This is a genomic window from Pseudomonas sp. ICBG1301, assembly GCF_016918385.1.
Taxonomy (GTDB): Bacteria; Pseudomonadota; Gammaproteobacteria; order Pseudomonadales; family Pseudomonadaceae; genus Aquipseudomonas; species Aquipseudomonas palleroniana.
This window is the reverse complement of sequence record NZ_JAEKGB010000001.1, coordinates 842,136-856,105: the sequence shown is the minus strand read 5'-3', so window position 1 is coordinate 856,105 and position 13,970 is coordinate 842,136. Positions and strand designations below refer to the sequence as shown.

Annotated in this window: 12 protein-coding genes; 6 read left to right on the top strand and 6 right to left on the bottom strand. The window is 61.6% G+C overall.

Going from position 1 to position 13,970, the window contains the following annotated elements:
* Positions 1–149 precede the first annotated feature (149 nt).
* The 4 genes from JBE38_RS03945 to JBE38_RS03930 are packed head-to-tail and all read left to right on the top strand — an operon-like array spanning position 150 to position 5,676.
* Positions 150–1,313: an isovaleryl-CoA dehydrogenase gene (locus JBE38_RS03945; protein WP_104994175.1), complete on the top strand. Its 1,164-nt coding sequence runs from the start codon at positions 150–152 to the stop codon at positions 1,311–1,313.
* Between the two features lie 11 nt (positions 1,314–1,324).
* Positions 1,325–2,932, top strand: coding sequence for a carboxyl transferase domain-containing protein (locus JBE38_RS03940; RefSeq protein ID WP_060756727.1), 1,608 nt, complete (start codon positions 1,325–1,327; stop codon positions 2,930–2,932).
* Between the two features lie 15 nt (positions 2,933–2,947).
* Positions 2,948–3,754, top strand: coding sequence for a gamma-carboxygeranoyl-CoA hydratase (locus tag JBE38_RS03935; RefSeq protein ID WP_090370146.1), 807 nt, complete (start codon positions 2,948–2,950; stop codon positions 3,752–3,754).
* Positions 3,751–5,676, top strand: a complete 1,926-nt coding sequence (locus JBE38_RS03930; RefSeq protein ID WP_205343620.1) for an acetyl/propionyl/methylcrotonyl-CoA carboxylase subunit alpha — start codon at positions 3,751–3,753, stop codon at positions 5,674–5,676. Before JBE38_RS03935 ends, JBE38_RS03930 begins: the two co-directional genes overlap by 4 nt.
* Here JBE38_RS03930 and JBE38_RS03925 read toward each other — a convergent pair.
* Complete coding sequence (locus JBE38_RS03925) at positions 5,673–6,311, bottom strand: LexA family protein (RefSeq protein WP_090370142.1); 639 nt, start codon at positions 6,309–6,311, stop codon at positions 5,673–5,675. The two genes, JBE38_RS03930 and JBE38_RS03925, sit on opposite strands and share 4 nt — an antisense overlap.
* A gap of 131 nt (positions 6,312–6,442) precedes the next feature.
* On the opposite strand from JBE38_RS03925, the gene JBE38_RS03920 reads away from it, so the two are divergent.
* Together JBE38_RS03920 and JBE38_RS03915 are read left to right on the top strand one after the other, a co-directional pair.
* Positions 6,443–6,793, top strand: coding sequence for a DUF6124 family protein (locus JBE38_RS03920; protein ID WP_205343619.1), 351 nt, complete (start codon positions 6,443–6,445; stop codon positions 6,791–6,793).
* Between the two features lie 465 nt (positions 6,794–7,258).
* A complete protein-coding gene (locus tag JBE38_RS03915) occupies positions 7,259–8,410 on the top strand; it encodes a M14 family metallopeptidase (RefSeq protein WP_205343618.1) in 1,152 nt (383 codons plus the stop codon).
* Positions 8,411–8,427: 17 nt separating this feature from the next.
* On the opposite strand, the gene JBE38_RS03910 is transcribed toward JBE38_RS03915, so the two are convergent.
* The 5 genes from JBE38_RS03910 to JBE38_RS03890 form a co-directional block, all read right to left on the bottom strand.
* The gene (locus JBE38_RS03910) at positions 8,428–8,967 is read right to left on the bottom strand and encodes a cytochrome b (protein WP_060756733.1); all 540 of its coding nucleotides are present in this window, start codon (positions 8,965–8,967) and stop codon (positions 8,428–8,430) included.
* Entirely contained in the window at positions 8,964–10,046 is a 1,083-nt protein-coding gene (locus JBE38_RS03905) for a catalase family peroxidase (RefSeq protein ID WP_205343617.1), read from the bottom strand. The genes JBE38_RS03910 and JBE38_RS03905 overlap by 4 nt, the downstream gene beginning before the upstream one ends.
* 109 nt (positions 10,047–10,155) lie before the next feature.
* On the bottom strand, positions 10,156–10,920 hold the full coding sequence (locus JBE38_RS03900) for an enoyl-CoA hydratase-related protein (protein WP_205343616.1): 765 nt from the start codon (positions 10,918–10,920) through the stop codon (positions 10,156–10,158).
* A 42-nt stretch (positions 10,921–10,962) separates the two neighbouring features.
* Positions 10,963–12,261, bottom strand: coding sequence for a hypothetical protein (locus tag JBE38_RS03895; RefSeq protein ID WP_205343615.1), 1,299 nt, complete (start codon positions 12,259–12,261; stop codon positions 10,963–10,965).
* Complete coding sequence (locus JBE38_RS03890; RefSeq protein ID WP_205343614.1) at positions 12,254–13,843, bottom strand: amino acid adenylation domain-containing protein; 1,590 nt, start codon at positions 13,841–13,843, stop codon at positions 12,254–12,256. Before JBE38_RS03890 ends, JBE38_RS03895 begins: the two co-directional genes overlap by 8 nt.
* Between the last annotated feature and the right edge of the window lie 127 nt (positions 13,844–13,970).

Sequence of the window (13,970 nt, the reverse complement as noted above, 5' to 3'; positions counted from 1 at the left end):
ACGACCCCTGTTGTCTTTTTTGTAGGTTGACGTAAACGTAAACTACGATTGACAGCGTCGCAAGGCAAGCTTACGTTAACGTAAAGGTTAGCGACCTCCCCTGGCGCTCAACCCACACAACAACAAAGCTCACATTAAGGTGCCTGTCCATGAGTTACCCGTCCCTTAACTTCGCCCTCGGCGAAACCATCGACATGCTGCGCGATCAAGTGCAGTCCTTCGTGGCCAAGGAGCTGGCACCGCGCGCGGCACAGATCGACAGCGACAACCTGTTCCCCGCCGATATGTGGCGCAAGTTCGGTGACATGGGCCTGCTGGGCATCACCGTCGCGGAAGAATATGGCGGCGCCGGCCTGGGTTACCTGGCCCACGTGGTGGCAATTGAAGAGATCAGCCGCGCTTCGGCTTCGGTCGGCTTGTCCTACGGCGCCCACTCCAATCTCTGCGTCAACCAGATCAACCGCAACGGCAGCCACGCGCAGAAACTCAAGTACCTGCCCCAGCTGATCAGCGGCGAACATATCGGCGCACTGGCCATGAGTGAGCCGAATGCCGGCTCCGATGTGGTCTCGATGAAGCTGCGCGCCGACAAACGCGGCGATCACTACGTGCTTAACGGCAGCAAGACCTGGATCACCAACGGCCCGGACGCCCACACCTATGTGATCTACGCCAAGACCGACCTGGAAAAAGGCGCCCATGGCATCACTGCGTTTATTGTCGAGCGCGACTGGAAAGGCTTCAGCCGCAGCAACAAGTTCGACAAGCTGGGCATGCGCGGCTCCAACACCTGCGAGCTGTTCTTCGATGACGTCGAGGTGCCCGAAGAAAATATCCTCGGTACGCTCAATGGCGGTGTCAAAGTGCTGATGAGCGGCCTGGACTATGAACGTGTGGTCCTGGCGGGCGGCCCGATTGGCATCATGCAAGCCTGCATGGACCTAATCGTGCCGTATATCCACGACCGCAAGCAGTTCGGCCAGAGCATCGGTGAGTTCCAGCTGATCCAGGGCAAGGTCGCCGACATGTACACCCAACTCAACGCCTGCCGCGCTTACCTGTACGCGGTCGCCCAGGCCTGCGAGCGCGGCGAAACCACGCGCAAGGACGCTGCCGGGGTGATCCTGTTCAGTTCCGAACGCGCCACGCAGATGGCCCTCGATGCCATCCAGATTCTCGGCGGCAATGGCTACATCAATGAGTTCCCTGCCGGACGCCTGTTGCGTGACGCCAAGCTGTATGAAATCGGCGCCGGCACCAGCGAAATTCGCCGGATGCTGATCGGTCGCGAACTCTTCAACGAAACGCGCTGAGGGAGCACGCCATGGCCACCTTGCACACCCAGCTCAACCCGCGCTCGGCGGAGTTCGCCGCCAACAGCAGGGCGATGCGCGAACAAGTCGACGCCCTCCACGCCTTGCTTGCTCAAGTACAGCAAGGCGGCGGCGCCAAGGCCCAGGAGCGGCACACCTCACGCGGCAAACTGCTGCCGCGTGAGCGCATCAACCGCCTGCTGGATCCCGGCTCGCCGTTTCTGGAACTCAGCCAGTTGGCCGCTCACCAGGTCTACGGTGAAGACGTGCCGGCCGCCGGGGTGATTGCCGGGATCGGCCGCGTGGAAGGCGTCGAATGCATGATCGTCGCCAACGACGCCACGGTGAAAGGCGGCTCCTACTACCCGCTCACCGTCAAAAAACACCTGCGCGCCCAGACCATCGCCGAGCAGAACCGCCTGCCGTGCATCTACCTGGTGGACTCCGGTGGCGCCAACTTGCCGCGTCAGGATGAAGTGTTCCCTGACCGCGAGCACTTTGGGCGGATCTTCTTCAACCAGGCGAACATGAGCGCCCAGGGCATTCCGCAGATCGCCGTGGTCATGGGCTCATGCACCGCAGGCGGTGCCTATGTGCCCGCCATGGCGGACGAAGCAATCATGGTGCGTCAGCAAGCCACCATCTTCCTCGCCGGCCCGCCGCTGGTGAAAGCCGCTACCGGCGAAGTGGTCAGCGCCGAAGACCTTGGCGGCGCGGACGTGCACTGCAAAATCTCCGGCGTGGCCGACCACTATGCCGACAGCGATGAACACGCCCTGGCCCTGGCCCGCCGCAGTGTGGCCAACCTCAACTGGCGCAAGCAGGGTGAGTTGCGGCAACGGCCGCCCGAGGCGCCGCTGTACAGCGGCGAAGAACTCTACGGCGTGATCCCGGCCGATGCCAAGCAACCGTTCGATGTCCGCGAGGTCATCGCACGGCTGGTCGACGGCTCGGTGTTCGATGAATTCAAGGCACTGTTCGGCACCACACTGGTGTGCGGTTTTGCGCACCTGCAGGGCTACCCGGTTGCGATCCTGGCCAATAACGGCATCTTGTTCGCCGAAGCCGCGCAAAAAGGCGCGCACTTTATCGAACTGGCCTGCCAGCGCGGGATTCCACTGGTATTCCTGCAGAACATCACCGGGTTCATGGTCGGCCAGAAGTATGAGGCCGGCGGTATCGCCAAACATGGCGCCAAGCTGGTCACGGCAGTGGCCTGCGCCAAGGTGCCGAAGTTCACGGTCATCATCGGCGGCAGTTTTGGTGCGGGTAATTACGGTATGTGCGGCCGAGCCTACGACCCACGCTTCCTGTGGATGTGGCCGAACGCACGCATTGGCGTGATGGGTGCCGAACAGGCGGCCGGCGTGCTGGTGCAGGTCAAGCGCGAACAAGCCGAACGTGCGGGCACAGGGTTCAGTGCCGAGGAAGAGGCGGCGATCAAGCAGCCGATCCTCGACCAGTACGAGACTCAGGGCCACCCCTACTACTCCAGCGCACGCCTGTGGGACGACGGTGTCATCGACCCGTTGCAGACCCGCGACGTGCTGGCCCTGGCCTTGTCCGCCGCGCTGAACGCCCCCATCGAGCCGAGCCGCTTCGGCGTGTTCCGCATGTAAATGGAGCTGTACCCCATGAGCGACTTCAACACCCTCGAACTGGTCACCGACACGCGTGGTTTCGCCACCCTGTGGCTCAGTCGTGAGACCAAGAACAACGCGTTCAATGCCGAGATGATCCGTGAATTGATCATCGCCCTCGACCAGGTACAGGCCGACCCGTCCCTGCGCTTTCTGGTGCTGCGCGGGCGCGGCAAACACTTCAGCGCCGGTGCCGACCTGGCCTGGATGCAACAATCGGCCGAGCTGGACTACCACACCAACCTGGACGACGCTCGCGAGCTGGCCGAGTTGATGTACAACCTGGCCAAGCTGAAGATCCCGACCCTGGCGGTGGTGCAAGGCGCGGCTTATGGCGGCGCCCTGGGCCTGATCAGTTGCTGCGATATGGCGATTGGCGCCGATGATGCGCAGTTTTGCTTGTCGGAAGTGCGCATCGGCCTGGCCCCGGCCGTGATCAGCCCGTTTGTGGTGCAAGCCATCGGCGAACGCGCGGCGCGCCGCTATGCCTTGACTGCCGAGCGCTTTGGCGGCCAGCGCGCACGGGAAATCGGCCTGTTGGCGGAAAGCTACCCCGCCACTGAGCTGGACCTGCAAGTCGAACAGTGGGTCGCCAACCTGCTGCAAAACAGCCCGGCCGCGATGCGCGCCAGCAAGGATTTGCTGCGCGAAGTCGGCAACGGCGCGCTCACCCCGGCCCTGCGCCGCTATTGCGAAAATGCCATTGCGCGGATTCGTGTCAGCGCCGAAGGCCAGGAAGGCTTGCGCGCCTTCCTGCAAAAACGCCCGCCCAGCTGGCAAGCGCAGGAGCCACGTTCATGAGCAAGCTGACCACCGTACTGGTCGCCAACCGTGGCGAAATTGCCTGTCGCGTGATGCGCACGGCCAAAGCCATGGGCCTGACCACCGTGGCCGTACACAGCGCCACCGATCGCGATGCACGCCACAGTCGCGAGGCAGACATTCGCGTTGACCTGGGTGGCAGCAAAGCGACCGACAGCTACCTGCAAATCGACAAACTGATCGCCGCCGCCCAGGCCAGCGGCGCCCAGGCGATTCATCCCGGCTACGGCTTCCTCTCGGAAAACGCCGGCTTTGCGCGTGCGATTGAAGCGGCTGGTTTGATCTTCCTCGGCCCGCCCGCCTCGGCCATCGACGCCATGGGCAGCAAGTCGGCGGCCAAGGCACTGATGGAAACCGCGGGCGTGCCGCTGGTACCGGGTTATCACGGCGAGGCCCAGGACCTGGAGACCTTCCGCAGCGCCTGCGAACGCATCGGCTACCCGGTGCTGCTCAAGGCCACGGCCGGTGGCGGCGGCAAGGGCATGAAGGTGGTCGAGGACGTCAGCCAACTGGCCGAAGCCTTGGCTTCCGCCCAGCGCGAAGCGCTATCGTCCTTCGGCAATGGGCAGATGCTGGTGGAGAAGTACCTGCTCAAGCCACGCCATGTGGAAATCCAGGTGTTTGCCGATCAGCAGGGCCACTGCCTGTACCTCAATGAGCGCGACTGCTCGATTCAGCGTCGGCATCAAAAAGTCGTGGAGGAAGCACCCGCCCCCGGCTTGAGCGTGGAACAACGCAAAGCCATGGGTGAAGCCGCCGTGCGTGCGGCCCAGGCCATCGGTTATGTGGGCGCGGGCACCGTGGAGTTCTTGCTGGACGCGCGCGGCGAGTTTTTCTTCATGGAGATGAACACACGGCTGCAGGTGGAACACCCGGTCACCGAGGCGATTACCGGCCTTGACCTGGTGGCCTGGCAGATCCGTGTCGCCCAGGGCGAACCACTGCCGATCACCCAGGAGCAGGTGCCGTTGATCGGCCATGCGATTGAAGTGCGCCTGTATGCCGAAGACCCGGCCAATGATTTCCTGCCGGCCACCGGGCATCTGGCGCTGTATCGCGAGTCGGCGCCGGGCCCTGGTCGCCGCGTGGACAGCGGCGTTGCCCAGGGGGACAGTGTCTCGCCATTCTACGACCCGATGCTGGGCAAGCTGATTGCCTGGGGCGAAGACCGCGAACAGGCACGGCTGCGGTTATTGAGCATGCTCGATGAGTTCGCCGTTGGCGGGCTCAAGACCAACCTGGGTTTTCTGCGGCGGATCATCGGGCATCCGGCGTTTGCGGCGGCAGAGTTGGATACCGGGTTTATTCCGCGCTATCAGGATGAGCTGTTGCCGCCGCCCGGCGCCTTGTGCGATGAGTTCTGGCAGATGGCAGGCTCGGCCTTCATGCAGAGCCTGCCGACCGCCGATGGCCCCTGGGCGGACACACGCGGGTTCCGCGCCGGGCTGCCGGCCGAGGTCTCCCTGCATTTGAGCAGCGGCGGGCAAGACCGGCTGGTGACGCTGGCGGACAGCACATCGCAGTGGCGCGATGAGCAGTTGCTGACCGAACAGCACGGCGTGCGTCGCAGCCATCTGGCGGTGCGCCAGGGGGCGCTGCTGTATCTGCGCTGGGGCGGTGAGATGCATGCGGTAAGCCTGTTTGACCCGATTGCGGCGGTCGAGGCCAACCAGTCGCATCAAGGCGGCCTCACGGCGCCCATGAACGGCAGTATCGTGCGGGTGCTGGTGGACGTCGGGCAAAGTGTGGAAGCCGGGGTGCAGTTGGTGGTGCTGGAGGCGATGAAGATGGAACACAGCATCCGTGCCCCCCAGGCCGGGGTGGTCAAGGCGCTGTTTTGCCAGGAAGGTGAAATGGTTGCCGAAGGCAGTGCCTTGGTGGAGCTGGAAACGGCGGACTAAAACTTCGCGGTGGCTTGCACCACGACGCCGAGGATTCGGCAATCGTCGCTGAATACCTGCTTGGGGTAAGTGGGATTGAGCGGTACCAGGTAGAGCTGGCCGCTCTCTTCCTGCAACTGGCGAAAGGTCGCTTGGGCGCTGTCGGCCCACTGGGCTAGCACCAGCTTGCCAGGTGCGGCGTCGATGGCCGGGTCCACCAGGATCAGCATGCCGGCGCCGATGCTCAGACCGCTGGGCGCCGTCATGGCGTCCCCCATCACGGGTAGCCAGAATGCCTCGCCCTGGGCGTGGTAATCGGTCGGTTCAAAGCGCGCAGTTGCGTAGGTGCCGCGCTCTTCGCGCGTTTCACAGAGCCCTTTCCAGTCGCTGACCGGGTAGCGGAAATACGGGTTGTAGCGTTGCTCGTGGGCCTCTGCCCCCTCATCGATTCGTTCACGAACCTCAAGCGCGACTTCCAGGTATCCCAAGCCGAGCTCCTTCAGCACCCGGTTCATGTCCGCCAGGCTGGGCACGCGGCGTTTATTCAGCCAATGGCCAACGCCCCCCTGGGACATGCCCAGGCGCTCGGCCAATTGATCCTGCGTGACCTTGCGGTCTTTCATGTGGGTTCTGACCAGCGCTATCCATTTATCCATGGCGCCTGACAATACGTTGCGTATTTTCCAGGGCAATAAACAGTTTGTAGTAATCCATAAAACGACATAAATACGATACGTACTATCATCGAACATAAGGTTTTCGACACCCACTCAGAGTAGCGCCCCTTATGATGAACAGCCCGTCTTTACTCGCTCAAACACCTGAATACGACGAACTGCACGGCATGCGCAGCAGCGGCGCGGCCCAGCGCGCGTTGGACTTCTACTTGAAAGAAGATATGTCTGCATCGATGCCGGAAGAGGCCTTGTTCGCCATCCACCCCGGCATCAGCCAGGAGGAAGCCCTGGTCCACGCTTCAGACCTGTTGCGCAGCGCGGCAGCCACGGCCTACGAATCGGCGAGCAACCATCAGGGCAACCAACGGGACCTGGCATTTTCAGTGGTGTATTTGATTGATATGGCCAAAGCGATGGTGGAACGGTCGCTGCAGGCATCGGTGCCGCCGTCACAGGCATGACGGGCACGCGGGAAAAATATTTCTATCCGACGGATAAAAACATTTGACTTGCAAATGATAATGATTATTATTGGACTCAGCTGATCGCGAGATCAGTCGATAGACCAAGGGACCTTAGGTCGGACTCTTGGAATATCTCCTCATCAGGCTAATCACGGTTTTTGACCCGGCTCTTTGGCCGGGTCTTTTTTTTGCCAGTTTCCCTGGCATGGCTTCAGGCTAATGAAGACTGTGTGTTGCTTGATGGCGCGCATGGTAGCAAAAGAGCATCAACCAAAGAAAGTCGCATGAACGCTCTAGCCCGTATCTTTGAGAAATAGCGCTTGAGAATCAATCTCATAGATTCTAAGCTGCCAGAGCGTCAAGGATGACGCCCCCTCCCCCTGCAACAATTTTGCATCCAGATTTTTCCTCGCGCCTGTGTAAGATATCCGCCACAACAACTCATAATCAGGCAGCCAGACTATGACCGTGGCCTTGACCTCCATCAAGATCAGCACCGACTTCGACAGCGGCAATATCCAGGTCCTGGATGCCAGCGACGCTTATCAGTTGCTGCTGGCGATCAAACCCGATACCCGCAGCCCGCACTTCCAATGGTTCCACTTCAAGGCTGAAGGCATGCATGTGGGGCACACCCACACCTTCCGCCTGAGCAATGCGGGCCGCTCCTCTTATAAACATGCCTGGAGCGGCTATAACGCCGTGGCTTCGTACGACCATATCAACTGGTTTCGCGTGCCCACGCGCTTTGATGGCGAAATCCTGCACATCAGCCTCCAGACTCGCGAGAAACAAGTGTGGTTCGCCTACTTCGAACCCTACAGCCGTGAACGCCATGACTGGCTGATCGACCAGGCCCTGAATCGCGCCGGCACTGAGTTGCTCGCTACCGGCAAAAGTGTCGAGGGCCGCGATATCCAATTGCTACGCCGTGGCAAGGGTGGCGAAGGCCGACGCAAAGTCTGGATCATCGCGCAGCAACACCCCGGCGAGCACATGGCCGAATGGTTTATGGAAGGCATCATCGAACGCCTGCAACAGGACGGTGATACCGAGCTGAAAAAACTGCTGTCCGTCGCCGACCTGTACCTGATACCGAACATGAACCCCGATGGCGCCTTCCATGGGCATCTACGTACCAATGCCATGGGCCAGGACCTCAACCGTGCCTGGCAGAGCGCCAATCAGGAAACCAGCCCCGAAGTGCTGTTCGCCCAGCAGCAGATGGAAAAGTATGGCGTCGACCTGTTCCTCGATATCCACGGCGACGAGGAAATCCCCTACGTGTTCACCGCCGGCTGCGAAGGCAACCCTGGCTACACCCCGCGTATCGAGAAACTGGAAAAACACTTCCGCAGCCACTTGAGTGGGTTGACCCGCGACTTCCAGACCACCCACGGCTACACCCGCGACCTGCCGGGCGAGGCCAACATGACGCTGGCCTGCAATGCCGTCGGCGAGAAGTACGACTGCCTGTCGCTGACCCTGGAGATGCCCTTCAAGGACAACGACGACGCGCCCAACCCGAAAACCGGCTGGTCAGGCGAGCGCTCCAAGCAATTGGGCAAGGACGTCTTGAGCACCGTGGCCGATATCGTCACGGCGCTGCGCTAACCTCCCCGCCCCCGGCATCAGCCCTTGGTGCCGGTCATGCTTTGCAATACACCATCGCGCCGGATCAGGCCGTGGAACAACGCCGCAGCCAGGTGCAACAGCACCGTCAGGAACAACAGGTAAGCGAGATAACCATGGGCCTTGCGCAACAGCGCAAACAATGGCGCGTTCGCCCCAACCAGTGCCGGCAGTTGTACCGAACTGCTGAGCATCACCGGATCGCCGGCCGCCGAAATCATTGCCCAGCCCAACAAGGGCAACACCAGCATCAATGCGTACAGCACCAGGTGGGACGCCTTGGCCGCCAAGACTTGCCACAGTGGCAAATCGGCGGGCAGCGGCGGTTGCCGGGTCGAGAAACGCACCACCAGGCGCACGATCACCAGCGCCAGAATCGCGATACCCAGCGGCTTGTGCAGGTGAATCAGCCACTCGTGACGTTCCGACACGGATGCCACCATGCCCGCGCCGATAAACAACATGGCGATGATCATCAGCGCCATCAACCAATGCAGCAGACGCGCCAGCGGTGCGAAAAACCTGGGTTGAGCATTCATGGCTTCGACTCCTGTGGGGCGCTGTGCAGTGGGCTGACTTCACCCGCGCGGCGCAGGTAGGAACTGGCGTAAGCGGCCGAACGGGCAGCCAGCAATGGGTCGTTGGAGGCTTCGATGCCACTGGGCAGAATCAGCGGGTCGAAGTTGATATCACGGCAATCACCGTCCGCCTGGGGCTGGCTGCTTTGCAGCACCAGGGTGCCGGCGTTGAGCACCTTGTGCTCACCGGTCCAGGGCTTGCTGGCGTCGTCCACCGGGTCGCCGGGGTTGGCCAGGGTCATGTTCAATTGCCAACGCAGCGGCCCGGCCGCCAACCGCTGCACCAAGTCTGTTTCCAGGAAATCGCTGCCCGGCGGCGCGCTGTCACCACTTGCGTCCTGGCTCTGCGGCACCACGCCCCAGCGTACGGCCTGGCGCTTGCCATCAGTGCCTACCAGGTAAAACGCATTGATGCCGTTATAGGTTTGCGTGGCATAGCTGGCCGACGGCTTGGCGGTCTTGACCCACGCCAGGAACGGCGCCGTCTCCGGGTGTGCGGCAAAAAAAGCGGGCATGCTCGCAGGATTCGGCTTGCCGGTGGCCGGGTCCGGCGCGCCGGCCTTCAGCAACTGGTAAAACGCCTCGGGCGTGCCCACCGGGAACACCGGCATGCTGTTCATGCCCGTGCGCCATTGCTGGCCGTTGGCCTGGCTGAACTGCAAGGCCAGACTGCGGATCGGCACGCTGCTGTCCGGCGCATAAGGGTTACCGCTGGGCAGGGCAAACCGTCCAATCACCGGGGTTTTCGCCGCGCTGAATACCTCGGCGCTGGAGTAGGCACGCACCTCAGGGCTGCTTTCGAAATAACCGGCTACGCACACGCCCTTGGCATGATTGCGCCGCAAGCCCGGGTGCTGGCCGTTATTGGTTTCCAAGGCATTGACCAAGGTCTTGGGGCGCAGGCGCTGGGGGTCGAGGGTGCCATTGACGTAGGCAAACGCCCCAGCCATAACCGCCACCACACCACCAATACACGCCAGCCTGACGACCAGACTGGCTGTACTGAGTGGCGGCCGTGGCGGTGATGAATGATCTACCATGAAAAGCTCCAGGGCACGTAGCCGTAGGGGAAATGAGCTATGAGACGAATCCCATGTAGGTTTATTCCCCTTTTACTGTAGTTATTTTCAAAGTAGATGCGCCGCCCTTCTACCTCTGGTTAAAGGAAGCCGTGCGCTTGCCCAAGAACGCCTGCATGCCCTCCTGCTGGTCCGGCGTGGCGAACAGGCCGTGGAACAATCGGCGCTCCAGCCGCACGCCCTCGTGCAATCCCACCTCAAGGGATTGCTCCACAGCCTCTCGCGCCGCCCGGGTAGCCGTGCGAGAAAATCCGGCGATCTGTGCAGCCACCGCCAGCGCCTGCTCCAACAAAGCCGCCGACGGATAAACACGCGACACCAACCCAGCCTGCTCGGCCTCCTGGGCCGTCATCGGCCGGCCAGTCAATATCAGGTCCATGGTCTTGGCCTTGCCGATCAACCCTGTCAAACGCTGGGTGGCGCCCATGCCAGGCATCACGCCGAGCTTGATTTCAGGCTGGGCAAACGTGGCGGTGTCGGCGGCAAAAATCATGTCGCACATCAACGCCAGTTCACACCCGCCACCAAAAGCGTATCCGGCGACTGCGGCGATGGTGGGCGTACGCAGCCGGGTGAACGCTTCCCAGCCGACGAAATAGTCTTCGTTGAGCATCTCCAGATAGGACTTGCCACTCATCTCCTTGATGTCGGCACCCGCGGCAAAATAGTCCGTGCCGCCGGTGATCACAAAACAGCCCACCTCAGGATCTCGGTCAAGGGTTTCCAGACAAGAAACCAGTTCGGTCATCAGCGCCGAACTCAGCGCATTTTTGACTTCAAGGCGATTGAGCCTGACCAGAATCACTCGGCCATGACGCTCGACCAATACATTCATAAGCACCTCCACTGATTGATAATCTTCAACGACCCCACGCTCTCAGGAATCCCAGATCGCGCCATAAGCGGGTATCCCTTGGGCTTCCAACGCCTGCACCACACGCTGCGTCAGGTTCTGGTTGGCGATGCAGATGACCGCCTCGATGCCATAAGCCTGGACAGCGCCATAGGCCAGCTGCACAAGGTCTGGTTTACCGCGCTCATCGGTATCCCAGATCAGCGCCTGGGGGTGTGCCCGGAGAATTTCATCCACCAATGCGTCACCGTAAGTTTTGCGCGGGCTGCGGGCCGACCAGATCAACCGTATCGGCACGTTGCCTGCCAGCAGGTGCGGCATGACCGGACCGATGCCACTGCCGGTGGCGACGTAGAGCACCGACTTGAATAGCGTCTCCACATTCGCGACCCCGGCGGTGGTAATGCCCTTGACCCAGACCTGGGCAGGCGGTTGCTCAATGAACCGCCCCGTCCAGTCCCCAGCCCGTGAAATGATCAGGCGAAACCCCGCCTGATCCGGCGCAGGGATATTGGCGAAGGAATGCCATTCCAGCAGTGGGTTCAGGCTGATCGCCGTGGATGAGCCGGCAAACGGTGTGGTGTGGGTCAATTGTGCAATTGCCGCATGCCGGGAAGGCCGCAGCGTGTCGATCGGCACCCGGCGCAAGCGCAGCCACGGCAGGGCGATACTCAAGGTCAGTAACACCAGCACCCAAAATGCACCGCTGGACAGTGGGTTCCCCCCACCTTCGACGGATGCCGTCAGTGTCAGCCCCCAAAACAGCAGCAGCACCCCCCATCCGGCAAACCGGTGAACACGCTCGAAAGCGTTGTGAAAATGCCCACGCATCCAAGGCAGCGCCATGATCAGCATCAACAACAGCAATGCCATCAACACCGCACCCAGCCACATTGCGCTTGACGAAGCATCACCAGGCTCGCGCAAGTACAGGGCTACCTGCATACCGAACATGGCGCAGAACCAGGCTGTCGCCGCCACTGCCCCGCCACTGTGCAGCCCGCCGAAGTGATACACCTTTGCCACCCGGCGCCGAATGCCCAGCGGCCATCCCAGCGGCACGCGGGTGGCCAGCCAGAACAGCCCATTGATCAGGTATTGCTGGCGCACCAAGGTCGCCAGCGAAAGGTTGATCAACACCATCGTCGACAGTGCCTGCGTCCCCATGGCCTGCCCCCCCTCACCCAGCCACAGCACCCCTGCATTGCAGGCGATGACCAGTGCAAAGAGACGGTTGTAATAGGAAAACACCGACCACGCGCGCAGGCGCCGCCAGAACCTCGGCTGGGGAGGAATCTGGGCTCGGGCCAGTGCATCAAACATGACCGGCCTCCTTCACGTCCTGCCTTTGTTGCGCCCATTGCAGCAACAGCGCTTTGTCGACCTTGCCTCTGGCCGTCAAGGGCAATTGTTCCAGCGCATAGATCGCCGACGGCACGCAGTAGTAGGCCAAGCGTTGTTCGCTCTGATGCCGGCAAGATTCAATATCGGCGCTGGCCGGTGAAACGAAGGCGATCAGGTTGCGCTCGTCCAGTTTCAGCGTGACGGCGCGTACGCATCCCTCCCCGGCTTCCAGTGCAGCCGACACCGCATCCAGCTCCACACGAAAACCGCGCACCTTGACTTGATCGTCCACACGCCCCAGGTGCTCAAGTTGCCCGTCACGCGTCCAGCGCCCCAGGTCTCGCGTGCGAAACATCCTCGCATCGCCCCCCAGGAACGGGTCCGGCCGGTAACGCTGCGCAGTCAGTTGAGCATCGTCCAGGTAGCCGGCTGTCACACCTTGGCCACCGGCCCACATTTCACCGGTTTGCCCTGGTTCACAGGCACGCCCTTGTGCATCGAGGACATACACCGTGTTGTTGGGCGTCGGTGTGCCGATGGTCAGCAATGTGCCGGGGACATGCCGGTGCAAGGTATTGACGATGGTGGTTTCAGTCGGCCCGCAGCCGTTATAGAAATCGCAATGGCTGGCCCAGCGGTCAGCCAGGGCCTGGGGGCAAGGTTCGCCGGCCACGGCGACCTGCTTGATCCTGGGGCAACGTTGCGGATCGAGCGTGGCCAGGATCGAAGGTGTCGCGATCAACACATCACACTGTGCTGCCGTTTGCGCAATGTCCTTGCCACGGATCAGCAGGGTTGCACCGTGGGCCAGGCAGCCAAGCATTTCCCAGGCGGCCATGTCAAAACCGATATTGAGGATCTGCCCCACGGTGCGGCCAGGCGCCATCCCCATCCGCCCCGGTTCCGTGAGCAGGATATTGCATAGGTTGCGATGGGTGACGCGCACACCGTTGGGGCGCCCGGTAGTGCCGGACGTGAACAGCACAAAACACAGATCGTCCGGGTAGGTAACGGCAAATAGACGATGATTGTCCTGGGCAACCCAGGGTTCTTCGGCGAGAAAGTCATCGAGACACAAGCAGCGCTGCGTCGGTGTTTCAGGGATACGTCCTCTCAGGTTCGACAGGGTCAATATGACCGGGCTGGTCAATGTGTCGAGGACCATTGCCAGTTGCACGGGCGGCACGATCCTGGCGTCCTGGGGGACATACGCCGCGCCGATCTTCATCACCGCCAGCAACCCCACCAACATAGGGATCGACCGCTCGACGAACAGCGCCACCGTATCGCCGCGCTTGACCCCCTGCTCGATCAATCGCACCGCCAAGCGGTTAGCCTGGCGGTTGAGTTGTTCATAACTGATGGGCTGGCCCAAACCGACCGCAGCTATGGCCTGAGGAGCCCGTGCCGCTTGAGCTTCGATGGCGTGGTGCACACAGCTATCGTCCAGCGGGACCAACGGCCCCCGGCCCCACTCTTCCAGCATGTACTGCTGCGCGGCGGGTAAATGAGCGAATGCTTCTGGTGAAAAATACGCTTTATCGGTTGGTGACAACGTCATGGACACACCCTCATCGTTTCACCGCCAACCACGTGCTGGCAGTTACAAGGGTGGAGAGACGGCAATCGCCGCGATTACAGCCTCTCAAGCTATGCAGAAACGTCTGACTCAACACAGAGTGAATTTC

Excerpts from the sequence above, each read along its gene's own strand:
- JBE38_RS03905 (WP_205343617.1), bottom strand. The coding sequence starts at position 10,046 with ATGGTAGATCATTCATCACCGCCACGGCCGCCACTCAGTACAGCCAGT.
- JBE38_RS03930 (WP_205343620.1), top strand. The coding sequence starts at position 3,751 with ATGAGCAAGCTGACCACCGTACTGGTCGCCAACCGTGGCGAAATTGCC.
- JBE38_RS03940 (WP_060756727.1), top strand. The coding sequence starts at position 1,325 with ATGGCCACCTTGCACACCCAGCTCAACCCGCGCTCGGCGGAGTTCGCC.
- JBE38_RS03920 (WP_205343619.1), top strand. The coding sequence starts at position 6,443 with ATGATGAACAGCCCGTCTTTACTCGCTCAAACACCTGAATACGACGAA.
- JBE38_RS03900 (WP_205343616.1), bottom strand. The coding sequence starts at position 10,920 with ATGAATGTATTGGTCGAGCGTCATGGCCGAGTGATTCTGGTCAGGCTC.
- JBE38_RS03895 (WP_205343615.1), bottom strand. The coding sequence starts at position 12,261 with ATGTTTGATGCACTGGCCCGAGCCCAGATTCCTCCCCAGCCGAGGTTC.
- JBE38_RS03925 (WP_090370142.1), bottom strand. The coding sequence starts at position 6,311 with ATGGATAAATGGATAGCGCTGGTCAGAACCCACATGAAAGACCGCAAG.
- JBE38_RS03910 (WP_060756733.1), bottom strand. The coding sequence starts at position 8,967 with ATGAATGCTCAACCCAGGTTTTTCGCACCGCTGGCGCGTCTGCTGCAT.
- JBE38_RS03915 (WP_205343618.1), top strand. The coding sequence starts at position 7,259 with ATGACCGTGGCCTTGACCTCCATCAAGATCAGCACCGACTTCGACAGC.
- JBE38_RS03945 (WP_104994175.1), top strand. The coding sequence starts at position 150 with ATGAGTTACCCGTCCCTTAACTTCGCCCTCGGCGAAACCATCGACATG.
- JBE38_RS03890 (WP_205343614.1), bottom strand. The coding sequence starts at position 13,843 with ATGACGTTGTCACCAACCGATAAAGCGTATTTTTCACCAGAAGCATTC.
- JBE38_RS03935 (WP_090370146.1), top strand. The coding sequence starts at position 2,948 with ATGAGCGACTTCAACACCCTCGAACTGGTCACCGACACGCGTGGTTTC.